Below are 24,655 nucleotides of genomic sequence, written 5' to 3'. Positions count from 1 at the left end.
AAGCGGTGCGCAGCTTCACACGCTTTCTTGAAAACCAGGTGACGCCAAAACGTAATCCTTCTCAAGTAAACGGCAGTATTGCCGTAGCCATGCACCACTTAGGGTGCCTTAATCCGGAGGGTAGTCTTCGGACCTCAGCACATCTCTTCCATCATCTGTGCGAGGATCGAACCGATGGATGCTGTTCATTCCTGCCTTTCCGCCCACGCCTGCGCACCCGATGCGGTTCAGGCGGTGCGTGAGTTTCATGCCGGCGTGGCCCAGTCTGACATGGCGCTGGTGTTGTTTTTCTGTTCCAGCCGTTACGATCTTGATGCCCTTGCCGGGGAAATGAAGGCCTGCTTCGGTGATGTAACGGTGGTCGGTTGCACAACGGCCGGCGAGATCGGTCCGGCCGGCTACCTGGATAACAGCATTTCCGGTGTCAGTTTTTCCGCGCAGCACTTCTCGGCGGTAGCTGGCATACAGAAGAATCTCCAGGATTTCGACATCGACGTCGGTCGCCGTTTTGCCTACGCCCTGCGGGAAAGTCTTGAGACGAGGACGCTGGAAGCGGCGTCCAGCAGCGGTTTTGCACTGTTGCTGGTGGATGGCTTGTCGGTCAAGGAGGAACTCGTGGCGCGGGCTTTCCAGGACGGGATCGGTGAATTTCCCCTGGTCGGCGGTTCAGCGGGGGATGGCCTCGACTTCGGGCAGACCCGGGTCTATTGCGACGGCACCTTTCACGATGACAGTGCGCTGTTGGTGCTGGCCAGGACCAGCTTTCCGGTTCATCCCTTCAAGACCCAGCATTTCAGCTGTCTGGCCGAGCGCCTGGTGGTGACGGAGGCTGATGCGGCACGCCGCATCGTCAAGGAAATCAACGGGCTCCCGGCGGCTGCCGAATATGCCCGGCTGGCGGGGGTGACGGTGGAGTCACTGAGCCCCCACGCCTTCGCCGCCTCACCGGTGGTTGTGGTGATTGACGGTACCGATTATGTCCGCTCGATCCAGAGTGCCAACCCCGACGGCAGCCTGACTTTTTATTGCGCCATCGAGGAGGGTCTGGTTTTTCGCGTGGCCTGTTGTACCGATTTGCTGGCCAACCTGGAGCAGGCGGTTGTGCAGATTCACAACACTGTCGGGACTCCCCAGCTTGTGCTGGGCTTCGACTGCATTCTCCGCAATCTCGAGATGTGTCAGGGAGGGCTCAAGGACGCCATCGGCGGGGTATTCATGCGTGAGCATTTCGTGGGCTTCAGTACTTATGGCGAGCAGCTTTGGGGCGTGCACGTTAACCAGACCCTGACTGGCCTGGCGATTGGCGGAACGCAGGAGCATGTCCATGGCTGAACGTCTGGAACCCCAGGGCGAAGACGCCATGCGTGCCGAGATTTTGCGTCTGGGCAAGGTCGTCAAGGCACTGATGAACCGTGCCGAGCAGGCCATGAACGAGCAGACCAGCAGTTTCGGCATGTTCCAGAACACCCTGGCGCTGGAGCAGCAGGTTCGCCGCCGTACCCGTGAGCTGGAAATCGCCCTCCGCGAAAACGAGACAATGAATCGTGACCTGCAGGGGGCCAAGGCCCGGATGGAGCAGGAGATAGAAGAGCACAAACAGACCCAGGTCGCGCTGGAGAAGGAAAAGGAAGAGCAGAAGGTCCTGATCAACAAGCTGGAGGATGCCCATTGTCAGTTGCTGCAATCGGAAAAGCTGGCCTCCATCGGGCAACTGGCGGCGGGCGTCGCCCATGAGATCAATAACCCCATCTGCTTCGTCAATGCCAATCTCAGCAGCCTCAAGGACTATGCCGGAAAATTGCTGACGATGCTGGATGTCTACGAATCCTGCGATGTCCTCCTTCAGCAGGATCCGGCCATCGCCACGCGTTTGCAGCAGGCACGCAAGGCGTCGGACATTGATTTCGTGCGCAGCGATATTGGCCCCCTGATTGCCGAATCCCTGGAAGGTACCGAGCGGGTGCGGATCATCGTCCAGGATCTGCGTGATTTTTCGCGTGCTGGCGAGGCTGTGTGGGAGTGGGCCAATATCCACACCTGCCTGGACAGCACTCTCAATGTGGTCCGCAATGAAATCAGGTACACGGCCGAGGTGGTCCGCGACTATGGCGTGCTGCCCCAGGTGGAGTGCTTTCCGTCTCAGCTCAACCAGGTTTTCATGAACCTGCTGGTGAATGGTGCGCAGGCGATTGTCGGGCAGGGCACCATCACGATTCGCACCGGGACGGAAGGTAACCAGGTATGGGTGGCCATCAGCGATACCGGCGCCGGTATCGCACCGGAGAACATGGCCCGGATTTTTGACCCGTTTTTTACCACCAAGCCGGTGGGCAAGGGCACCGGGCTCGGCTTGTCCCTTTGCTACGGCATTGTCGAGCGCCATGGCGGGCGGATCGATGTGCGTACCGCCGTGGGCCAGGGGACGACCTTCACGATCTGGCTACCGGTGCAGAGGACGCCGCTCAAGGATTGAGTCGCGTGGCCTAGGCCATGCGCCAGGTGCGACGCCCGGCCTGCTTGGCGGCGTACAGGGCTGCGTCGGCCCGCGCCATCAAGGCGTCGCCGTTGTCGGCATGGCGGGGAAACAGGCTGACGCCGATGCTGCAGGAAATTTCGATGCTGTGTTCGCCGATGCTGAAGGATTCCGTCAGCAGGGTGAGGATTTTTTCTGCCACCGTAGCCGGCACATCGTTACGGTGCAGGTCGGGCAGAACGGCGATGAATTCGTCGCCGCCGATCCGCGCGACGGTATCTTCTTCCCGCAGGCAGCCCTTCAGGCGTCGCGCCACTTGACGGAGCAGTTCGTCGCCGGTGGCATGCCCATATTCATCATTTACCGGCTTGAAGCGATCGAGGTCGATGAACAGGACCGCCACGGCTGTCTGCTTGCGATGAGCCTGGGCGATGGCCCGATTGAGGCGGTCTTCGAGCAGCTTGCGCTTGGCCAGGCCGGTCAGTTCATCGAAGTTGGCCTGGCGCCAGACCGCGTCGGCCGCCCGCTTGCGGTCGGTGATGTCGCTGAACAAGGCCACGTAGCGCCGCCCGCGGCCGGGCCCCTCGGCAACAATGCTGATGCGCAGCCAGGCAACGTAGATCCGCCCATCCTTGCGGCAGTTGCTGATTTCTCCTTCCCAGTGCCCTTCCTGCAGCAGGTGCTGCCACATGGTGGTGAAGAAATCGGACTCGTGGATGCCCGACGACAGCATCGATGGATTTCGGCCCAGGACTTCCCCGGGCGGGTAACCGGTGAGCACCGAGAATGCCGGATTGACGGCAATGATGCGGTTGTCCATGTCGGTTACCAGAATCCCTTCGCTGGCCACATCGAACACCGACTGTGCCACCCGCAGGGACTCCTCGGCTTCCACCAGCTGGGTGATGTCGGAAAACGACAGGACGGCCGCGGCATTGTCGGTCTGGTCGGCATGCAGCAAGGGGCGGCTGCTGACGATGATCCAGGCGCGCTCTCCGCACGGCCTGAGAATGCCGAGGGCCACATGGTTGAGATATTCGCCGCGCGCTGCACGTCTCGAGGGGAATGCGTCGGGCTCCAGTCGCTTTCCGTCTGCGCCGAGAATCACGTAGCGCCCGGCCTGCAGGCCTTCGACATCGACACCGAGGATGGCCAGCGCCGCATCGTTCCAGGCTGAAAAGCTGCCGTCGCTCCGGATTACGATGACACCCTCGGCAATGGTCAGGAACAGGCTGCGATGCAACTCCTCGCTGGCGGCGAGACGTTGTTCCAGCTCGTGGCGGGCGGTGACATCGTGGACGATGGAAAACAACAGGGTCTGTCCCTCCACCTCGACGGGGCCGGAATAGACCTCCACGTCACGCTCGGCGCCGGAGGCCAGGCGATGGCGGAAATTGAAGAAATTGCGCTGCTCTAGAAATGCCTTGCGCATCTCGGCCTTTACCGCATCGGCCGACAGACAGTTCAGATCGGTGATGTGCTTGCTCAGAAGGGCTTGTCGTGAGTAGCCGTAATAATCGGCGGCCGCAGGGTTGGCATCGACGATGCGCCCGCTTTCGGGGTCAATCACCAGTTTGACCGACGCGTTTTTCTCGAAGAAGGAGCGGTGGCGGATCTCGCTGGCGCTCAGGCACTGCTGCTGGCGGGCAGCCCGTAGCAGCAGGATCGAGACAAAACCCGCCAGTATGAGGATCAGCCCGCTGCCCAGCGCGGCGCGAAAGCGGCTGCTGTCGATTTCCTGCTCGATGGTGTCGAGGAGCGGGGCTTCGTCGAGCCCCACATTGATGATCACCGGGTAGCTGTGGCCGTGCTGCCAGGCGTAGGTCCGGTTGATCCTGTCGAAAGCGGCAGTCACCCGGAAGGTGCCGCGGGGGGCTGCGTCTGCCTGTAGAAAAGGGCGTTCGGGCGGAACCGACTTGCCCATGGCTTCCTCGAGTTTCGGCGTACGCGTCAGGTAAGCCCCGTCGGTACGGAACACCGAGATGATGTTGCTGCCGCTCAGTGCCATCTGCCGGTGGGTACTGGCCAGGTATTGGGGCGCCAGCGACAGGACCATCACGCCGGCGAACTTTCCCTTCTTGAGGATGGGGCGGGTCAGCTGGATCGACCACAGGCCCGAGGCACGACCGAGCACCGGATGACTGATGTACAGCGTATCTGAGGTGGTGCCGAGGTGAGCCTTGAAATGCTCCCGATCACCGAGATAGATGGGCGCAGCGCGGCTGATGCTCGACCATGTCAGATAGCCATCGGCATCGATGACGGCGATCTGGACGATGGATGCGGGGGGAAAGTGGTCGTGGATGGTTTTGACATTGCCCTCGAGCGGCTTGCCGGACACATATTCATCGCGCACCCGGCGCAGGGCGAAGTCGGCCATGCGGATGACCGCCTCGGTTTGCCCGGCGACCGCGCTGCTCAGTTCTTCGGCGCGTAATTCCAGCTGGGCGAAAGACTTGTTGCGCAGCCGATCGGTGGACAGTTCAAGCCGCCAGGCGTAAATGCCCACGGCCAGCAAGGCCAGCGCCATGGTGAGCGCGGCCAGCAGATGCAGGCGCGAGGTGTGCAGGGGCGCGTTAGGGCGGTGCAGCATCACAAACGCACAGCCTTACAGGGAAGGCGTCAGGCCAACGCCGTTGCGGATCATGTCCACCATTTCGGAGGCGAGTTCCTGCGGGCTGTGGCGGCCCGGGCGATACCACAGGTACACCCAGTTCATGCTTCCCAGCAGGGACAGGCGCAACAGCGAGCGGTCGGTGCCGGGCTTGAGCGGCAAGGCCTTGATCAGCTCGCGAAAGACTTGCTCGTATTCTTCGCGGAAGGGCTGGACCCGTGCCAGCAGGGCTTCGTTGCTCACGAAGGCCAGGCTGGTGCCGGTGATGCGGTCTACTGGCGAGCCTTCGACGAGGCCATGCACGTGCACTTCACAGGCCCGGCGCAAACGCTCCCACGGGTCGTCGAGACCCTCGCCGGCGGCCCTGGCGCGCTTCAATACGCGCCGGAAACCCTCCCGGTGCACGGCGATGTAGAGCTCTTCCTTCGAGTCGAAGTGGTGGTAGATCGAGCCGGGCAGCAGGCCGACCCGGCTGGCGATGTCGCGGATCGAGGTGCGGTCGTAACCCACGCTGCTGAACAGCTCGGCGGCGGCGTTGATGATGATCTCGCTGCGCTCGAGGGGTTCGACACGTTGCTTGCCGCTGCTGCTGCGCGGCCGCCGCAAACCGGCGGTAACCGTACTGCGCTCCAGCAGCCGGCGCTGGCTGTCGGTAAGCATCTGGACGCCGCTACCCGATTTGGCCATCAGTGCCTTGAGGCGCTTCACGGTGGTTTCCAGATCGTGCTTTTGCAGAATGTAGCGGACGCCGGACGGCGAAATCTCGTAACCCTCGTCGCGCAGGCGCTTGGCCACGGCCGCCTGACCGAGCTCGGGTTCGCGGCGCGCCAGTTCGAGAATTGCGGATTCGCTGTCGTTTGTAGGGAGTGTTTCGTGCTGCTCTGCCATCTGAAGACCTTTCCAATTCCCCGAGTTTAATGCAGAGCGCCTGTGGAAGCCCCATTTTCCGGGAAGGACGCCTCTCTCCAGCCATCTCCTACGGCTTTTTCGAATGCCTGTTCGGCACAATTCTATACTAATTAGTTGAACTAACGTTTGACAGGGTAGTTTGTCGACGGTAGAGTAGCTTCACGCTGACAAGTAGAGGCAGCGCCTGCCGGAAAAGAGTGGCTCAAGCCGCCGTCCGGTTCCACATCGCAGGAATGTGAGGAGACACAAGAATGAGCCCGAGACTTCACTCTCACCGGGCCGGAACATCGAGCTTTCTGGTCGTTCAGGCCGGCGCGGAATCGCACAGCAGTGCGGCATCCGCTCCTGGCGCCTGCAGGGCGGGGAGGATCTGATGGATCTGGACATTGCGCTGATCCTGACCCAGGACGGCATCACCACCGGCGCTGTTTACGCCCTGCTGGCCATCGCCCTCGTGCTGGTGTTCGCGGTTACCCGGGTGATCTTCATTCCCCAGGGCGAATACGTCGCCTACGGGGCGCTCACCATGGCCATGCTGCAGCAGGGCAAGGTGCCCGGCACCCTGTGGCTGCTGGTCGCCATGGGCGCTTTCGCCGCGCTGCTCGATGGCATCCGGGTGATGCGTGGCGGCGCCCGCAGCGGGCTGGCGGCCAGTCTGGGCTGGACTGTGGCCTACCCGCTGGCACTGGCTGCGCTGCTCTACGCGATGCCGGCGACCCAGTCGATCATCGTGCAGGCGGCTCTTACCCTGGCGATTCTGGTGCCGCTTGGCCCGCTGATGTATCGCCTGGCCTACCAGCCGGTGGCCGAAGGCTCGGTACTGGTCTTGCTGATCGTGTCGGTGGCCATTCATGTGTCGATGGTCGGCCTCGGGCTGCTCTTCTTCGGCGCCGAAGGCTCGCGTACGCCGGCTTTCTCGGATGCCCAGTTCAGCGTCGGGGCGCTGGCGATCAGCGGCCAGCAGGTGTGGGTGGTTGTCGCCTCGGCGGCACTGATCGTCGGGCTGTGGCTGTTCTTTGACCGCAGCCTGTACGGCAAGGCTTTGCGTGCCACTGCCATCAACCGCAACGGGGCGCGCCTGATGGGCTTCTCACCGGTTTTTGCGGGCAAGCTGACCTTCGTGCTGGCGGCTTTCATCGGGGTGCTGTCCGGCATCCTGATCGCCCCGCTGACCACCATCTATTACGACACGGGCTTCCTGATCGGCCTGAAGGGTTTCGTCGCCGCGATCATCGGCGGCCTGGCCAGCTACCCGATTGCCGCCGCCGGTGCGCTGCTGGTGGGGGTGCTGGAATCCTTCTCATCCTTCTGGGCCAGTGCCTACAAGGAAGTCTTCGTATTCACGCTGATCATCCCGGTGCTGGTCTGGCGTTCCCTGACGAGCCATCACATCGAGGAGGACGAATGAGCGCCCCCAACCGTCAAGCGGCCGTGCTGCCCGCCGTGGATGTCGCCCGCTCCGGCGCGGCTTCCGTGCTCAGCAGCCGCAACATTCTTGTCGCCTTCGTGGCCGTGCTGGCGATTGCGCCGGTGCTGCTGCCGGAGTTCTACATCACGCTGCTCAACTACATCGGGCTGGCGGCCATGGTGGCCCTCGGGCTGGTGCTGCTTACCGGCGTGGGTGGCCTGACCAGCTTCGGGCAGGCGGCCTTCGTCGGCGTCGGGGCCTACACCACCGCCGTGCTGACCACCTCGCAGGCACTGCCGGCGTGGCTGGCCTGGGCTGGCTCGCCGTGGCCGGCGCTGGCGGTGGGCTTGCTCATCACCGCCACGGTGGCGCTGATCCTCGGCTCGCTGACCCTGCGCCTGTCGGGCCATTACCTGCCGCTGGGCACCATCGCCTGGGGCATCAGCCTGTACTTCATGTTCGGCACCATGGAAACCCTCGGTGGGCATTCCGGCCTGTCGGGCATTCCGCCGATCAACCTGTTCGGCTGGGTGATGGATGAAGGGCGGGAGATCTTCTATCTAATCTGGGCTTTCCTGCTGGTTGCCGCGCTGACCACCGAGAATCTCCTCGATTCCCGCGAAGGTCGCGCCATCCGCGCCCTCAAGGGCGGCATGGTGATGGCCGAGGCGATGGGCGTGGATACCTCCCGCTCGCGCATGGTCATCTTCGTGATCGCCGCGATGCACGCGGCGGCGGCCGGCTGGCTGTATGCCCACCTGCAGCGCTTTGTGAATCCGTCGCCCTTCGGCGTGCATGTGGGTATCGAATACCTGTTCATGGCGGTGGTGGGCGGAGCAGGGCAGGTGTGGGGGGCGATTGCCGGTGCCGGCGTCATCACCATCCTCAAGCAGTGGCTGCAGGACTGGCTGCCCAAGGTGTTCGGCGCGTCGGGCAACTTCGAGACGATCATTTTCGGCTTGATGATGGTGGTGATCCTGCAGCGTGCCCGCGACGGCCTGTGGCCGCTGCTGGCCAGACTGGTGCCGGCCCGCGGCACGACCCGCGTCATTGATGCGAGTGCCGAGCCCCTGCCACGCAAGGCCATGCCGGCCGCCGGCGAGGTGATCCTCGAAGCCAAGAACGTGACCCGCCGCTTTGGTGGCCTGGTGGCCAACAACGACATGAATCTGCATGTTGAGGCCGGCGAGATCCTGGCCCTGATCGGCCCCAACGGTGCCGGCAAGAGCACCATGTTCAACCAGCTTTCCGGTGTCGATACGCCCACCTCCGGCGAAGTGCTGTTTCGCGGCAAGTCGATTGCCGGGCATGGCTCGCGGGAGATCGCCCACCTGGGCATGAGCCGCAGCTTCCAGCACGTACGCCTGCTGCCGAAGATGAGCGTGCTCGAAAACGTGGCCATCGGCGCCCACCTGCGCGGCACCAAGAGCGTGCTGCCGTCCGCCTGGCGCCTCGACCGGGTCGAGGAGGCCCGGATCCTGCGCGAAGCGGCCTTCCAGATCGAACGGGTGGGTCTTGGCGAGTTCATGCACGCCGAAGCCGGCAGCCTGGCCCTGGGCCAGCAGCGCATCCTCGAGATCGCCCGGGCGCTGGCTTCCGATCCCTGCCTGCTGCTCCTCGACGAGCCTGCCGCCGGCCTGCGCCTTAAAGAGAAGCAGGCCCTCGGCGAGCTGATGAAGAAGCTGCGCGGCGAAGGCATGGCGATTTTGCTGGTGGAGCACGACATGGACTTCGTGATGGGCCTGGTGGATAGGGTGGTGGTGATGGAATTCGGCCAGAAGATCGCCGAGGGGCTGCCTGACGAAGTGCAGAAGAACCCGCGCGTGCTGGAAGCCTATCTCGGGGGAGTGGAGTGATGCAGACGAATACCCGCAACGTCCTCGAGGTGAGCAATCTCAGCGTTGCCTACGGCAAGGTCGAGGCCCTCACCAACGCCAGCATCAAGGTTGGCGAAGGGCAGATCGTCACCGTCATCGGCCCCAACGGCGCCGGCAAGACGACCATGCTGTCGGCCATCATCGGCCTGCTCAACTCCAAGGGGCAGGTGAGCTTTGACGGCAAGCTGGAAGTGGTACCCGACGTGGAACGCTTGGTCGCCGGCGGCATGAGCCTGGTGCCCGAGAAGCGCGAACTCTTCGGCGAGATGAGCGTGGAGGACAACCTGGAACTGGGTGCCTTTCACCGCTATCGCAGCGGCGACCGCAAGTACCGGGACACCATGGAAGAGGTCTACGACATCTTCCCGCGCCTCAGGGAACGCCGCGTCCAGATGGCCGGCACCCTGTCGGGGGGCGAACGCCAGATGCTCGCCGTGGGCCGTGCGCTGATGGCCAAGCCCAAGCTGCTGATGCTCGACGAGCCCAGCCTCGGCCTGGCGCCGCTGATCACCCGCGAGATCTTCCGCATCATCGCCGAGCTGCGCCGCCGCGGCGTGTCGATCCTGCTGGTCGAGCAGAACGCCCGCGCCGCGCTGGCGGTGGCCGACTACGCCTACGTGCTGGAAACCGGCTCGGTGGCGATGGAAGGCCCGGCCGACCAGCTGCGCGATGACCCGCGGGTCATCGAGGCCTACCTCGGGCTGGGCGGAAAACACCAGGACATGCTGGCCACGTGATTGCCCTTGTGGGTCGGACTGAAGTCCGACCCACAGGAAACAAGGATTGCCCCGCTTAAAAGGGGAACGGCAACTGAAGTCGAATGAACAAGAAGCCGGGCGGCAACCGCCGACCTGGCTCAACCCAAACAAATCAAAGGAGCGAAACATGAGGATGACGAAACTCGCAGCAGTGCTTTCCACCCTGGCCCTGTTTTCCAGCCAGACCGCCCTGGCTGACATCACTGTCGGTGTGTCCCTGTCTTCCACCGGCCCCGGCGCCTCCCTCGGCATTCCGGAGAAGAACGTCTTCGCCATGCTGCCGACCAAGATCGCCGGCGAGAACGTGAAGTACATCGTCCTTGACGACGCCACCGACCCGTCGGCGGCCAGCAAGAATGCCCGCAAGCTGGTCTCCGAAGACAAGGTGGATGTGCTGGTCGGTTCGGCCACCACGCCGGCTTCCGTGGCGATTGCCGAAGTGGCCTTCGAGAGCAAGACGCCGCAGGTCGCCATCTCCCCGGTGAATGTGGCCCCGGAGAAGAGCGCCTGGGTTTTCCGTACGCCGCAGAACAACACCCTGATGGCCGGCGCCCTGGTTGAGCACATGAAGGCCAGTGGCGTAAAGAGCCTCGGCTTCATCGGCTTCTCGGATGTGTACGGCGAAGACTGGCTCAACGCCATCACCCCGTTGCTGGCCAGCGCCGGCATCAAGCTGGGTGCCGTCGAACGCTATGCCCGCAACGACACTTCGGTGAGCGGTCAGGTGCTCAAGCTGGTGTCCTCCCGACCCGATGCGATTCTCGTCGTCGGTTCCGGCAGCCCGGCAGCACTTCCCCAGACCGGCCTCGTCGAGCGCGGCTTCAAGGGGCAGATCTATCAAACGCATGCAGCGGTGAATCAGGCCTTCCTGAGCGTGGCCGGCAAGGCCGCCGAAGGCGTGATCATGCCGGTCGGTCCGGTCGTCGTTGCCAAGCAGATTGCCGATTCCCATCCGTCCAAGAAGCTGGGTATCGACTTCGTGCACAAGTACGAAGAAAAGTACGGTGCCGGCAGTTTCGTGTCCTTCGCCGGCCATGCCTACGACGCCTACCTGCTGATCGAGGCCGCCGTGCCGGTAGCCCTCAAGAAGGCCAAGGCGGGTACGCCGGAATTCCGCAAGGCCCTGCGCGATGCGCTGGAGTCGAACAAGGAAGTGGTGGCCACCCACGGCGTCTACAACATGACGCCTACCGACCACTTCGGCCTCGATCAGCGCGGCCGCGTGCTGATCCGCGTCGAAGGCGGCGCCTACAAGCTGCTCGCCAAGTAAGGAGCGGGCGATGGCTATTCACACTCCCTCCACAACCGGCAGCCGGCAGATGTTCACCGACCCGCTGGTGATGATCGAGGCCCGGGCCGACGGCACACGCATCCTGCGCTCCGGCATTCCGCTGCCGGACACCTACACCCGCTGCGTCGGCGAATGGCTCGAACAGTGGGCGCGGGAAGCACCGGACCGCATGTTCCTGGCCCAGCGCGGCAAGGACGGCGCCTGGATCGAGCTGACTTACGGCGAGGCCCGGCGCCGGGTGGTGGCCATCGCCTCCTGGCTGCTCGGCCAGAACCTGTCGCCCGAGCGTCCGCTGGTGATTTTGTCCGACAACTCCATCGAGCATGCGCTGCTGATGCTGGCGGCGATGCACATTGGCGTGCCGTCCTGCGCGATCTCGTCGGGCAATTCGCTGATGTCGAAGGACTTCGCCAAGCTCAAGGGCAACATCGAGCTGATGCGCCCGGGCGTGATTTACGCCGACCCGGTGGAGCGCTTCCTGCCCGCCATCGAGGCGGTGCGCGATCTGCATTCCGGCGTTGTCGTGGCTGGCGGTGCCAGCGGCGCTGTGCCGGGCACCATTCCTTTCCGCGAGCTGGAAGGCGCGGCCAACGAAGCGGCGGTGATGTCGGCCTTCGCCCGCATCACGCCCGACACCATCGGCAAGTTCCTGTTTACCTCGGGTTCGGTGGGCACGCCCAAAGCCGTCATCAACACCCAGCGCATGATGTGCTCCAACCAGAAGGCCAAGGAGTTGATGTGGCCCTTCCTGGCCGAGGAGCCGCCGGTGCTGGTGGAATGGCTGCCGTGGAGTCACACCTTCGGCAGCAATCACAACTTCAACATGGTGCTGCGCTGGGGCGGCTCGCTGTGGATCGACGAAGGCAAGCCGACCCCGGCGGCCCTCGACAAGACCGTGCGCAACCTGCGCGAGATCTCGCCGACGGTGTACTTCAACGTGCCCCGCGCCTACGACATGCTGGTGCCGCTGTTGCGCGAGGACAAGGCCCTGCGCGACAACTTCTTCCGCAAGCTGAAGTTCATTTTCTACGCGGGCGCCGCGTTGCCGCACCACTTGTGGACGGCGCTGGAGGATCTTTCCGAAGAGTCCACCGGCAAGCGCATCCTGATGGTGTCCTCGTGGGGGGCCACCGAAACCGCCCCGATGGCCACCGACTGCCACTTCCGCGCCGTGCGCTCCGGCGTGATCGGTGTGCCGGTGCCGGGTACCGCCCTCAAGCTGGTGCCGGTTGCCGACAAGATGGAAGTGCGCGTCAAGGGCCCCAACGTCTTTCCCGGTTACTGGAAGCAGCCGGACGTCACCGCCAAGTCCTTCGACGAGGAGGGCTACTACATGATCGGCGACGCCGTCGAGTTCGTCGATGTGGCCCGCCCGACTCTCGGCCTGGTTTTCGACGGGCGTGTTGGCGAGGACTTCAAGCTCCTCACCGGCACCTGGGTACATGTGGGTTCCCTGCGTGTGGCCGGCATCGATGCCCTCAAGCCGGTGGCCCAGGACATCGTTGTCACCGGTCACGACCGGGACGAGATCGGCTTCCTGATCTTCCCCAACATTCCCGAGTGCCGGACCCTGTGCCCGACGCTGCCGGCCGACGCGCCGGTGGAGCAGGTGCTGAGCAACCCGGCGGTGCTCAGCCGCATCCGCCAGGGCATGGCGATGATGAAGACCACCGGCGGCGGCACCTCCACCTACGCGGCGCGCGCTTTGCTGCTGGCCGAACCGCCTTCCGTCGAGGCGGGTGAAATCACCGACAAGGGCTACATCAACCAGCGGGCAGTGCTCAACCGCCGCTCCGACCTGGTCGAGTACCTGTATGCAGACGTCCCCGACAAGACCGTGATCACGGTTCACGGCGCGGTCTGAGCGCAAATAATAAGGAGAACAGCCAATGACTGAACAGCTCGTCAAGACGTCGCAGGATGGCGTCATCTACACCATCACCCTGGCCCGGCCGGCCAAGCGCAACGCGGTGTCCGACCGCCTGCTGCGGGCCCTGGACGCGGCCCTCAACGACACGCCGGAAGGCACCCGCGCCATCATCCTGGCCGGGGAGGGCGATCACTTTTGTGCCGGGCTCGATCTGGCCGAGCACCAGCATCGCGAGCCCTTTGGCGTGATGCAGCACTCCCAGTGGTGGCACCGCATTTTCCAGCGCATCCAGAACGGCGGCATCCCGGTGATCGCCGCGCTGCACGGCGCGGTGATCGGCGGCGGGCTGGAACTGGCCACCGCCACCCATATCCGGGTCGCCGAGCCGAGCACCATCTATCAACTGCCCGAAGGCCGTCACGGCATCTTCGTCGGCGGCGGCGCCTCCGTGCGCGTGGCCAAGATCATCGGCCCGGGCCGCATGTGCGAAATGATGCTCACCGGCCGCGTCATCGATGCCGAAGAGGGCCAGCGCCTCGGCCTGTCACATTACGCGGTCGGCAAGGGTGAAGCCCTCGCCAAGGCCACCGAGCTGGCCAAGCGCGTCGCCGAGAACGCCCCGATGGCCAACTGGGCCATGTGCACCGCCATCGGCCGCATCGACAACATGGCGACCGACGACGGTTTCTTCGTCGAATCCCTCACCGCCGCTCTGACCCAGACCAGCCCCGAAGTTTCCGAACGCATCGGCGAATTCCTCCAACGCAAAGGCAAAGGACCCCGCACGTGACCACCTCGAACGCTTACGCCGCCTCCGAAGCCGCGGCCCTCAGCACCACCTACGACGACATCTGGCTGGTAGCCGGCCAGCGCACGCCTTTTGCCGACTACAACGGCCCGCTGCGCGATGCTTCCGCCACCGACCTGGGCATCTGCGCGGCCCGCGCGCTGTTTGCCAAAAGCGGCATTCCGGCCAGCGAGGTGAACGCCATCATCGCCGGCAACATGGCCCAGTCGAGCTTCGACGCCTACTTTCTGCCGCGCCACATCGGCCTCTATTCCGGCGTCAATCCGCTGGCCCCGGCCCTCCTGGTGCAGCGCCTGTGCTGCACCGGCTTCGAAACCATCCTGACCGCCGCCGACCAGATCAGCCTCGGCAAGGCCAGCGTGGTGCTCGCCGTCGGCACCGAATCCATGTCGCGCAACCCGGTGGCGGCCTACACCCACCGGGCCGGTTTCCGCATGGGGCAGGTGGAGTTCAAGGATTTCCTGTGGGAAGCCACCAAGGACACCGCGCCGGGCATCGGCATGGGCGACACCGCTGAAAACCTGGCCAGGCGCTACGGCATCGGCCGCGAAGAGGTCGACCGCTTTGCCGAGCAGAGCTTTGCCCGCGCCGCGGCGGCCTGGGATGGCGGCTACTACCACGACGAGGTCTCTGCCGTGACCAACCAGACCTGGGAGCTGGACGGCTACAAGCCGCGCGGCATCAAGCTGGCCGACCGGCTGACGAGCTTCGAGCGCGACGGCCACGTGCGCCCGACTTCCTTCGAAACCCTGCAAAAGCTGAAGGCGGCCTTTGGCGGCGTGCAGACCGGCGGCAACAGCTCGGCCATCGTCGACGGCGCGGCAGCGGTGATTGTTGCCCGCGGTGACTGGGTGCGGGCCCACGGCCTCAAGCCGCTGGCGCGCATCGTCGGCGGTGCAGCGGTGGCCGTTCCGCCGGAAATCATGGGCATCGGCCCGGCCCCGGCCATCCGTGCGGCGGCTGCGCGTGCCGGCATCAGCGTCAGCGATATCGGCCGCGTCGAGATCAACGAAGCCTTCGGCGCCCAGTACCTGGCCTGCGAGCGGGAGCTGGGGCTGGATCGGGACAAGAGCAACGTGCATGGCGGCGCCATCGCCATCGGTCATCCGCTGGGCGCCTCCGGCGTGCGCCTGACCCTCACCGCCGCCCGCGCGCTGAAGGAAGCCGGCCTGCAGTACGGCGTGTCCTCGGCCTGCGCCGGCGGTGGCCAGGGCGTGGCAGTGATCATCGAAAACGTTTGATTGCCCGATGCCCCGTGGGTCGGACTTCAGTCCGACTGAGCCAGGCTGGACGTGTGCTGTCGGACTGAAGTCCGACCCACTGGGATAAATGGAGAAACCTATGAAATTCGAGAACAGCACTTTCATCGTCACCGGCGGCGCCTCGGGCCTTGGTGAAGCCACCGTGCGCAGCTTCCATGCCGCCGGGGCCAATGTAGTTATCGCCGACCTGAACACCGAACTGGGCGAGCAGCTCGCCGCTGAACTCGGCAGCCGGGCGGCTTTCCAGCGTACCAACGTGGCCGACGAGGCTGACGCCAAGGCCTGCGTGGCGCTGGCCAGCAGCCGCTTCGGCGGCCTGCAGGGCTTGGTCAATTGTGCCGGCATCGGCAACGCCGCCAAGGTGCTCGGCAAGGAAGGCCCGCTGGCGCTGGACGCCTTCGCCAAGGTTGTCACGGTGAATCTGATCGGCACCTTCAACATGATCCGCCTTGCCGCCGACGCGATGAGCAAGGGCGAAGCCGGCCCCGATGGCGAGCGTGGCGTGATCATCAACACCGCCTCGGTGGCGGCCTACGAAGGGCAGATCGGCCAGGCGGCGTACGCGGCCTCGAAGGGCGGCATCGTTGCCATGACCCTGCCCATCGCCCGCGAGCTGGCCCGCTCCGGCATCCGTGTGATGACCATCGCGCCGGGCCTGTTCATCACCCCCATGATGCACACCCTGCCGGCGGATGTGCAGGCCTCGCTGGGTGCCTCGGTGCCGTTTCCGTCGCGTCTTGGCCAGCCTTCCGAGTACGCCGCGCTGGCCAAGCACATCGTCGACAACGTGATGCTCAACGGCGAAACCATCCGCCTCGACGGGGCCACGCGCCTCGCCGCCAAGTAAGGACGACGCCCATGGCCCGCAGCAATATCTTCCGCCTGCGCATCGCCTTCAGCGACTGCGACCCGGCGCAAATCGTGTTCTTCGCCAACTACTTCAAGTGGTTCGACACCTCCAGCCGGGAGTTCTTTACCGCCTGCGGTGTGCCCAGCTGGCGCGACACCACTGCCGAGCGCGGCATCATCGGCACGCCGCTGGTGGATGCCCAGGCCAGGTTCATGAACTCGGCCACCTATGGCGAGGACATCGAGATCGAATCCTCGGTGGAAAGCTGGAGCAACAAGAGCTTCGTGATGCGCCACGTGGCCCGCCGTGGCGACACGGTGCTGTGCGAAGGGCGCGAAGTACGCGTCTTCGCCAAGCAGGACCCGGAAGACCCGCTGCGCATCCGCGCCGTGCCGATTCCCGAGGACTACCGCGCCCTCTGCGAATAAGCCCGCCGCAGCAGTACGCCTGAATCCGTGAAGCCGCCTTTCGGGGCAGCGAGGCCAGCCAGTCTGGATCGCCGCCCGGGAGAGTTGCGTCCAAAAAAACACGAAGGCGGCCCGCCCGGGGCCTGCCGGGATGTGAAAAGCCCTCAAGGGCAAAGAGCCGGCTTCAAGCCGGCCAATGGTGGAGACAAGAATGAACAGACAAACCCTTTTCGCCCAACGCCGGCCGCTGAGCCTCGCGCTGATCGGTGCCCTCGGCCTTGGTGCTTCGGTGCCGGCCTTTGCCGAAACCGAGATCGAAGCCCTCAGGCGCGAACTGGCCGAACAGAAGGCCCTGATCCAGAGCATCCTGGCCGAACGCAAGGCCGACAAGGCGGCAGCCGCCTCCGCACCGGTCGCTGTGGCTGCGCCCGCTGCCCGCAGCGGATCGGCGCTGGCTGCGCTGCCGCCGGTCACCTTCTACGGCGTGCTCGACGGTGGCGTGGAACACATCACCAACATCCAGAACGGCACCAACAAGGGCAGCCTGACCCGCGTGCCGAGCATCACCGGCACCGTGGCCTCGCGCGTCGGCCTGCGCGCCGCCAAGGAAATCGCCGACGGCTACAAGCTCATCGCCACGGCCGAAGCCGGCTTCAACATGGACGACGGCTCCCTCGGCCAGGGCGGACGCATCTTCGGTCGCCAGCTCTTTGCCGGTGTCGATACGCCCTACGGTGCCTTCACCTTCGGCCGCCAGTATTCGATGCTGCTCTATGGCATTGGCGACTCCGACCTGCTCGGCCCCAACATCTACGCCATGGGTTCGCTGGACGCCTACCTGCCCAACGCCCGCTACGACAACTCGATTGCCTGGAAGGGCACTTTCTCAAAGCTGTCGCTCGGGGCCACCTACAGCACTGGCCGCGACACCAAGGGCAGCACGCCGGCGTCCGGCACCTGTGCCGGTGAAATCGCCGGTGCGTCGCAGACTTGCAAGGGCTGGTCGGCGATGGCCAAGTACGACGATGCGGCCTTCGGCGTGGCCGCCGCCATCGACGTGCAGCACGGTGGCACCGGGGCGACGGCGTCCTTCTTCAACGGCAGTGCGCCTGTCGCCTTCACGGCGCCCGGCGACACCGACACCCGCACGGCACTGGGCGGCTACGTGAAGCTCGGCCCCGGCAAGGTCGGCCTCGGCTGGCTGGGCCGCAAGCTCGACGCTGCCGCCGGCAATGTCGAGTCCGACACCTATTACCTGGAAGGCGCCTATCCGCTGACCACGCGGATCTCCCTTGACGGCGGCATTCACCGCATCCTCAACAAGGACCAGGACCGCAACGCCACCCTGACGGTGCTGCGCGGCTTCTACAACTTCGACAAGGATTTCTCGACCTACGTGCAACTGGGCCACATCGAGAACAGCGCCAAGGCCGCTTACGCAGTGTCGGTGGGTGCCGGCATCTCGCCGCCGGCCGGTGGTAGCCAGACGGCCACCATGCTCGGCCTGCGTTATCGTTTCTGACCCACGCGCCGCGGCGGCCTGAAGCGGGCCGCCGCGCATCCGGATCATCATTGGAGTGCCTGCCATGACCGACTACATCGCCCCCCTGCGGGACATGCAATTCATCCTCAAGGAACTCGCCGGCCTCGACGCCGTTGCCGGCCTGCCGGGTTGTGAGGAAGCCAGCGAAGACCTGGTCAGCGCCGTGCTGGAAGAAGCCGGCAAGTTTGCCGCCGGGGTGCTGGCACCGATCAACTGGCAGGGCGACGTACAGGGCTGCCGGCTCAACGCAGACGGCAGCGTGAGCACGCCGGACGGCTGGCAGGAGGCTTACACGAAGTTTGCCGAATCCGGCTGGATCGGCCTGTCACTGCCCGTCGAGTATGGCGGCCAGGGCCTGCCCAAGCTGCTGTCCACGGCGGTGTGGGAGATGTGGTTCTCCACCAACATGGCCTTCACCATGCTGCCCCAGCTCAACGTCGGCCAGGCCGAGGCGCTGCAGATCGCCGCGACGGAAGAGCAAAAAGCCACCTGGCTGACCAAGGTGGTGAGCGGCGAATGGGCCAGTACCATGAACCTCACCGAGCCGCAGGCCGGCTCCGACTTGGCCGCCACCCGCTGCAAGGCCGAACCGCAGGCCGACGGCAGCTATCGCCTGTCGGGCCAGAAGATCTTCATCTCCTACGGCGAACACGAACTGACGCCCAACATCGTGCACCTGGTGCTGGCCCGCCTGCCCGACGCGCCGGCCGGTGTGAAGGGCCTGTCGCTGTTCATCGTGCCCAAGTACCTGCTCGACGCCGCCGGCAATCCGGGCGAGAAGAACGATGTGCGCTGCATCTCCATCGAACACAAGATGGGCATCCACGGCAGCCCCACCTGCACCATGAGTTATGGCGACAACGGTGGCGCGGTCGGCTGGCTGGTTGGCCAGCCCAATCGGGGCCTGGAGGTCATGTTCATCATGATGAACGAGGCGCGCTTTGGCGTTGGCGTGCAGGGTGTCGGCCTGGGCGAGCGGGCCTACCAGTACGCGCTGGCCTACGCCCGCGACCGGGTGCAGGGCCGCGACGCGGTCACTGGCGAATCCGGCAAGCCGATCATCTACCACCCGGACGTCAAGCGCATGCTGCTGTCGATGCGCGCCCGCGTGATGGCCATGCGCGGCCTGCTGTACACGGCAGCGAGCTGGTTCGACATCGCCCACCACAGCACCGACAAAGCCGCCGCCGACAAGGCCAAACGCTATGTGGACCTGCTGATGCCGGTGGCCAAGGGCTGGTGCACCGAGGTCGGCAACGACGTCTGCGACGACGCCATCCAGGTTTTTGGCGGCATGGGTTTTGTGGAGGAAACCGGCATTGCCCAGTTCTTCCGCGACGCCCGCATCATCACCATTTACGAAGGCACCACCGGCATCCAGGGCAACGACCTTGTCGGCCGCAAGATCCTGCGCGAGAAGGGCGAGACCCTGCGCGAGCTGATCACCGAACTGCGCGTCAGCGTGGCCGAACTGCAGGCCGACGAGGCGCTGGCCGGCATCGGCAGTGGGCTGGCGGACTCGGTGGACGCGCTGGAATCGGCTACCGACTGGATTCTTGCCAACGGTAAGGAGCGCCTGGCCGACGTGCTGGCCGGCGCCGTGCCCTTTCTTTATTTGCTGGGGACGGTGGTCGGCGGCTGGCAGATGGGCCGCGCCGCGCAGGCTGCCCGTCGGCGCCTTGCTGCGGGCGAGGGCGATGCGGTGTACCTGAACAGCCTGGTGGATCTGGCCAGCTTCTACATGGCTACCGTCGCACCGCAAGCCCAGGCCAACGCCCGCACGGTGAAGGACGCCGGCGGCGCGCTGACGGCCTTTGCCGAAGCGGCCTTCTGAGCACAGCCGCCTCCCCGTGGGTCGGACTTCAGTCCGACAGCGCCAGTTCAGCCCGTGTTGTCGGACTGAAGTCCGACCCACATACAACCTGAGATTGAAACTGGAATCCACCCATGACCACGCGCTTTATCGATGCTTCGGATGTTGCCCGCCTGATCCCCAACGGGGCTACCGTTTACTGCACCGGCATGGGTCTGGCCGGGTTTGCGGAGGAGGTGGCCAAGGCTGTCGAGGCAGCCTTTCTGGCCACCGGCCACCCGCGCGACCTGACGCTGTATCACTCCACCGGCGTTGGCAACGGCAAGGACCGGGGCATGCACCACTTTGCTCATGAAGGCCTGATCAAGCGCCTGGTGGGTGGGCACTTCGGGGTTGGCGGGCCGAACCTGATGAAGCTGATCATGGAGGAGCGTATCGAGGCCTACAACCTGCCGCAGGGTGTGCTGGCCCTGTTGCCGCGGCAGGTGGCGGGGCGCCGGCCGGGATTCATCACCAAGGTGGGTCTGGGCACCTTTGTCGATCCGCGCATCGAGGGCGGCAAGGTGAACGGCGTCAGCACCGAAGACCTGGTGCAGGTCATCGAGATGGAAGGGGAGGAGTGGCTGTACTTCAAGGCACCCAAGGTGGATGTGGCGCTGATTCGCGGCTCGGTGGCCGACGAGAAGGGCAACATCACCATGGACCGGGAAGGCGTGCTGCTCGAAAGCCTGTCGGTGGCCCAGGCGGCGCGGGCCTGCGGCGGCATCGTGATTGCGCAGGTGGAGCACATCGTCAAGGCCGGCTCGCTGCACCCGCGGCAGGTCAAGATTCCCGGTGTGGTGGTGGATTACGTGGTGGTCGGCAAGCCCGAAAACCATCTGCAGACCATGGCCACCTACTTCAACCCGGCCTACGCGGGCGACATCAAGGTGGTGCGTGGCAGCATGACGCCGCTGCCGCTGGACCCGCGCAAGATCATCGCCCGCCGGGCGGCCATGGAGCTGAAGGCCGGTGCCGTGGTGAACCTGGGTATCGGCATGCCCGAAGGCGTGGCGGCGGTGGCGGCCGAGGAACACGTGGATCACCTCATGTCCCTGACCTTGGAAACCGGCCCCATCGGTGGCATACCGGCGGGCGGCTTCGACTTTGGCCACGCCATCAACGCCGAGGCGGTCATCGAGCAGCCGGCCCAGTTCGATTTTTACGACGGCGGCGGCATCGACGTGGCTTTTCTGGGCCTGGCCCAGACCGATGCCCACGGCAACGTGAACGTCAGCAAGTTCAGCGGCCGCCCGGTGGGGTGTGGCGGTTTCATCAACATCACCCAGAACGCCGGCAAGGTGGTTTTTTGCGGCACGTTTACTGCCGGCGACCTGCAGGTGGAGATTGCCGAAGGCCGCCTCGGTATCAAGAAAGAGGGAGCCCAGGGCAAGTTCCTCGATCACGTGGAGCAGATCACCTTCAGCGGCGCCTACGCCCAGAGCATCACGCAGCCGGTGCTCTACGTGACCGAGCGTGCCGTGTTTCGCCTGACCGCCGAAGGGATGGAACTGATCGAGATCGCCCCGGGCATCGACCTCGAAAAGGATGTGCTGGCCCACATGCATTTCCGCCCGATCATCCGCGACGTGACGCTGATGGACGCGGAGATATTTCGGGCGGAGTGGGGCGGGCTGGCGGGCTTGCTGAAGGGGTGATTAGCGCTGGCTATCGCATGCCAGCGTCGGAAAAACTTACATTCTCAATCCCCGACTCCCCAGCGTCGGGAACCCTGTCGCCAGACAGGATTTGCAGGGAGTTGAATAACAAGAGGATTCCTGATTTTCTCGGGCCGCCGGGGGTATGGGCATAAGTTATGCAATTGAGTGCATAAGCAGTTTTTGTCGAGCGTCAGCACCAGCACCCTACGTCGCGGATGCCTGGGGCAATTCGTTTTCCGGACGCTGTGCGCGACGGCCATGCCCTGGTACCCGAGCCATGATGACATCCTCCCGGTATGTGATTCCCTTGCTCACTGCGCTGTTCGCGGCGGTGCTTGTTCCGGCGGCCCATGCCGCCCCGACCATTTCAAACGGTGGATTCGAGTCGGGATTCACGGGATGGATCCTGGAAGACCAGCCTGGCAGTGAAGGAAGCTTCTACCTCCAGAGCGGCATCATCAGCCCGACAACCGGGTTTGATGTGCCCTCGCCGCCCCAAGGCACCCAGGCGGCGATGAGTGACGCCGGGCTGGGCGGCCCCGGATCGCACGTGCTTTACCAGGATTTCCTGGCGACGGCGGCCAGCGCAGCGCTGAGCTTTGAACTCTACATCGGCAACCGGGCGGACGCGTTCTCGAGCCCGGCATCGCTTGATTTCAGCATTGCGGCGCTGAACCAGCAGGTACGCATCGATATCCTGACGACCAGTGCCGACCCCTTCAGCGTGGCGGCGGGGGACGTGCTGATGACCCTCTACCAGACGGCCGCCGGAGACCCGCTGGTCGAGGGCTACAAAACGATCACCCAGGACATCAGCGCCCTTCTTGCGGCCCATCACGGCGAAATGCTGCGGCTGCGCTTTGCCGAAACCGACAACGTCAATTTTTTCCAGATGGGAGTCGACGATGTGCGCATCCAGTCGACAGCGGTACCTGAACCCGGGTCGATGCTGCTGATTGGCAGCGCGGCGGGCGCACTCGCGTTCGCACGGGCCCGGATCCGTCGCCGCACGCTGGCTGCAATGATTCTGTCTGCGACCGCCGCCGGACTGTCCGGCCCAGGCCGGGCCGACACCATTCCGGTCGAGGTTCTCGATCCGAATCTTGAGGTCGTCACGGTCCTCAACAGCGGCCTCAGCCAGCCGATCGGGATTGTCTTTCTCGCCGCCAATGATTTCCTGGTGCTCGAAAAGGCTTCGGGCGTGGTCCGGCGGGTGACCAACGGCGTTCTGCAGGCCATGCCGGTGCTAGATCTGGCGGTCAATTCGAACTCCGAGCGGGGGCTGCTGAGCTTGGTACTGCACCCGAACTTTCCGGCCACGCCCTACGTGTACGTGCGGTGGACCGAAAGCGCCACCGGCGTCGATTCGACGGTGGTTTCCAGTGTGCCGCTGCTGGGCAATCGCGTCGATCGCTTTGCCTGGGACGGCAGTACGCTGGTGTTCGACGTCAATGTGCTGATGCTCCGCGCCCGCCAGACCGACAACGTGGCGGTTCCCGGCCATGCCGGCACGAACAACGCCAACGAGGCCGGCAACCACAATGGCGGCGTGATGCGTTTTGGCCCCGACGGCAAACTGTATGTGTTCATGGGGGATCAGGGGCGGCGGGGCTGGCTGCAAAATTTGCCCAACGGCCCGTTTCTTACTGCGCCGCTCAGCGACGATACCTTCGGCGGGCCGGCGCCGGACAACGCTCACCTTTCCGGCGTCATCCTGCGCGTGAACCCGGATGGCACCACGCCTGCCGACAATCCTTTCTTTGCCGCCGGCGCCGGAATTGGCGGGGAATTGGGCGCCAACATCCAGAAGATCTTTTCCTACGGGCACCGCAATGGCTTCGGCATGGCCTTCGACCCCTTCTCGGGTTTCCTCTGGGAAACAGAGAACGCCGACGATGCCTACTCGGAACTGAATCGTGTGGTTCCGGGCATGAACGGAGGCTGGATCCAGTTTGCCGGTCCGTTGAGTCGCGCACCGAACTGGAAGTCCATCGAAACGACCCAGTTCAACATGTCGCTGCAGCAGCTGCGCTATCCGCCAACACGCGCGGCCTACACTTCAGCGCTGGCCCGGTCGAGACTGTTTATGCTGCCCGGCGCCGCGTATAAAGATCCGGAATTGAGCTGGCGCTACGAGATCGGCCCGTCCGGCACGGCCTTTGTGAATGGCAACGCGCTGGGGAGCGAATACAACGGCTCATTGTGGATCGGCTCGGCGCGCTCCTTCGGGCAGGTTGGCGGCAATGGCGGGAGCCTCTATCGGATCAGGCTCACGGCCGACCGCCTGAACGTGGATGTGAGCGCCGACCCGCGACTCGCCGACCGTGTGGCCGACAACCTCTTCCGTGCCCAGAAGTTCGACGGAACCGAGAGCGAAACCCTGCTGATCGGCAGGGGGTTCGGGATTACGCCAAGCATCGAGCAGGGTCCGGACGGCAATCTGTACGTGGTGTCGCTCTCCGACAACACGATCTACACGATCAGGCGCCGTCCTTGATGTCACCCTCCCAGGCCGTAGGGCGCCGGCACCAGATTGACTATCCGTGAGTACAGCGCCCGATATTCGCCGGTCGGCCCCGACCAGGGGTCGCGGTTGGCTTCGAAGGCTGCGTCGATCTCGGCCCAGTCTGTGGCGCTGAGCCCCTTGCGGGCCAGCGGCAGCAGTTCGGCTTCCTCCAGCCGGATGTGCCGGGTCATGGCGTCCACGTAGCCGCGGGCCAGGGTTTCGAAGGCGGCGAAGGCCGGGCCGCCCTCGCTGCGATAGCGGGCCAGAGCGGTTTCCAGTTGCCCGGTGTGGCGGGCGCCTTCCACGTGGTCGGCCTGCAGCTTGTCGATCAGGCCGGCGGCTTCGGGCACGCGTTCGCGCAGGATGCGGAAGAGCACCTCGTCTTCCTTCGGGTGGTGGAGCTTGTCGGGCACCTGGGTGATGTACTCGATCATGTAGCCGAGCAGTTCCGGGTCGGGCGTGAGGCGGCCGGCGCCGATTTCGTCGAGCAGGAAGCGCAGGGCCTGCAGTACGGCTGCAAGAGCGCGATGCTCGCTGTGGATGATGTCGATGGCTTTCATGGCTGG

At 64.7% G+C, this 24,655-nt stretch carries 18 protein-coding genes; 15 read left to right on the top strand and 3 right to left on the bottom strand.

The window, feature by feature from the left end:
* Nucleotides 1-174 precede the first annotated feature (174 nt).
* Together ETQ85_RS10195 and ETQ85_RS10190 are read left to right on the top strand one after the other, a co-directional pair.
* Nucleotides 175-1,332 carry an FIST N-terminal domain-containing protein gene (locus tag ETQ85_RS10195; protein WP_148578937.1) on the top strand — a complete coding sequence of 386 codons (1,158 nt, stop codon included), beginning with the start codon at nt 175-177 and terminating at the stop codon, nt 1,330-1,332.
* On the top strand, nt 1,325-2,473 hold the full coding sequence (locus tag ETQ85_RS10190; RefSeq protein ID WP_281283086.1) for a histidine kinase: 1,149 nt from the start codon (nt 1,325-1,327) through the stop codon (nt 2,471-2,473). Before ETQ85_RS10195 ends, ETQ85_RS10190 begins: the two co-directional genes overlap by 8 nt.
* Nucleotides 2,474-2,483: 10 nt before the next feature.
* On the opposite strand, the gene ETQ85_RS10185 is transcribed toward ETQ85_RS10190, so the two are convergent.
* Together ETQ85_RS10185 and ETQ85_RS10180 are read right to left on the bottom strand one after the other, a co-directional pair.
* Nucleotides 2,484-5,066: a sensor domain-containing diguanylate cyclase gene (locus ETQ85_RS10185; RefSeq protein ID WP_148578936.1), complete on the bottom strand. Its 2,583-nt coding sequence runs from the start codon at nt 5,064-5,066 to the stop codon at nt 2,484-2,486.
* A 15-nt stretch (nt 5,067-5,081) separates the two neighbouring features.
* On the bottom strand, nt 5,082-5,975 hold the full coding sequence (locus ETQ85_RS10180; RefSeq protein WP_148578935.1) for a TetR/AcrR family transcriptional regulator: 894 nt from the start codon (nt 5,973-5,975) through the stop codon (nt 5,082-5,084).
* Between the two features lie 394 nt (nt 5,976-6,369).
* Between ETQ85_RS10180 and ETQ85_RS10175 the strand changes: the two genes are divergently transcribed.
* The 13 genes from ETQ85_RS10175 (at nt 6,370) to ETQ85_RS10115 (ending at nt 24,080) form a co-directional block, all read left to right on the top strand.
* Nucleotides 6,370-7,404 carry a branched-chain amino acid ABC transporter permease gene (locus tag ETQ85_RS10175; protein ID WP_148578934.1) on the top strand — a complete coding sequence of 345 codons (1,035 nt, stop codon included), beginning with the start codon at nt 6,370-6,372 and terminating at the stop codon, nt 7,402-7,404.
* Entirely contained in the window at nt 7,401-9,260 is a 1,860-nt protein-coding gene (locus ETQ85_RS10170) for a branched-chain amino acid ABC transporter ATP-binding protein/permease (RefSeq protein WP_148578933.1), read from the top strand. Before ETQ85_RS10175 ends, ETQ85_RS10170 begins: the two co-directional genes overlap by 4 nt.
* Complete coding sequence (locus ETQ85_RS10165; protein ID WP_148578932.1) at nt 9,260-10,018, top strand: ABC transporter ATP-binding protein; 759 nt, start codon at nt 9,260-9,262, stop codon at nt 10,016-10,018. Before ETQ85_RS10170 ends, ETQ85_RS10165 begins: the two co-directional genes overlap by 1 nt.
* A gap of 148 nt (nt 10,019-10,166) precedes the next feature.
* Entirely contained in the window at nt 10,167-11,309 is a 1,143-nt protein-coding gene (locus ETQ85_RS10160) for an ABC transporter substrate-binding protein (RefSeq protein ID WP_148578931.1), read from the top strand.
* Between the two features lie 10 nt (nt 11,310-11,319).
* Nucleotides 11,320-13,194, top strand: coding sequence for a feruloyl-CoA synthase (locus ETQ85_RS10155; RefSeq protein WP_148578930.1), 1,875 nt, complete (start codon nt 11,320-11,322; stop codon nt 13,192-13,194).
* 25 nt (nt 13,195-13,219) lie between these two features.
* The gene (locus tag ETQ85_RS10150) at nt 13,220-13,990 is read left to right on the top strand and encodes a crotonase/enoyl-CoA hydratase family protein (protein ID WP_148578929.1); all 771 of its coding nucleotides are present in this window, start codon (nt 13,220-13,222) and stop codon (nt 13,988-13,990) included.
* Nucleotides 13,987-15,249: a thiolase family protein gene (locus tag ETQ85_RS10145; RefSeq protein WP_148578928.1), complete on the top strand. Its 1,263-nt coding sequence runs from the start codon at nt 13,987-13,989 to the stop codon at nt 15,247-15,249. The genes ETQ85_RS10150 and ETQ85_RS10145 overlap by 4 nt, the downstream gene beginning before the upstream one ends.
* Before the next feature lie 100 nt (nt 15,250-15,349).
* Entirely contained in the window at nt 15,350-16,117 is a 768-nt protein-coding gene (locus ETQ85_RS10140) for a 3-hydroxyacyl-CoA dehydrogenase (protein ID WP_148578927.1), read from the top strand.
* 11 nt (nt 16,118-16,128) lie between these two features.
* Nucleotides 16,129-16,548, top strand: coding sequence for an acyl-CoA thioesterase (locus ETQ85_RS10135; RefSeq protein ID WP_148578926.1), 420 nt, complete (start codon nt 16,129-16,131; stop codon nt 16,546-16,548).
* 190 nt (nt 16,549-16,738) lie between these two features.
* Nucleotides 16,739-18,049, top strand: a complete 1,311-nt coding sequence (locus ETQ85_RS10130) for a porin (protein WP_148578925.1) — start codon at nt 16,739-16,741, stop codon at nt 18,047-18,049.
* A 64-nt stretch (nt 18,050-18,113) separates the two neighbouring features.
* Complete coding sequence (locus ETQ85_RS10125; RefSeq protein WP_148578924.1) at nt 18,114-19,904, top strand: acyl-CoA dehydrogenase; 1,791 nt, start codon at nt 18,114-18,116, stop codon at nt 19,902-19,904.
* 113 nt (nt 19,905-20,017) lie between these two features.
* The gene (locus ETQ85_RS10120; RefSeq protein ID WP_148578923.1) at nt 20,018-21,580 is read left to right on the top strand and encodes an acyl CoA:acetate/3-ketoacid CoA transferase; all 1,563 of its coding nucleotides are present in this window, start codon (nt 20,018-20,020) and stop codon (nt 21,578-21,580) included.
* Nucleotides 21,581-21,890: 310 nt separating this feature from the next.
* On the top strand, nt 21,891-24,080 hold the full coding sequence (locus ETQ85_RS10115; RefSeq protein ID WP_187394661.1) for a PQQ-dependent sugar dehydrogenase: 2,190 nt from the start codon (nt 21,891-21,893) through the stop codon (nt 24,078-24,080).
* A 2-nt stretch (nt 24,081-24,082) separates the two neighbouring features.
* Here the strand turns inward: ETQ85_RS10115 and ETQ85_RS10110 are convergent, their stop codons facing one another.
* Complete coding sequence (locus ETQ85_RS10110; RefSeq protein ID WP_148578921.1) at nt 24,083-24,649, bottom strand: hemerythrin domain-containing protein; 567 nt, start codon at nt 24,647-24,649, stop codon at nt 24,083-24,085.
* Nucleotides 24,650-24,655: the final 6 nt, after the last annotated feature.

Origin of the sequence: Zoogloea oleivorans, from assembly GCF_008107625.1 — a bacterium.
Classification (GTDB): Bacteria; Pseudomonadota; Gammaproteobacteria; order Burkholderiales; family Rhodocyclaceae; genus Zoogloea; species Zoogloea oleivorans.
This window is presented reverse-complemented; position numbering and strand designations above follow the sequence as displayed.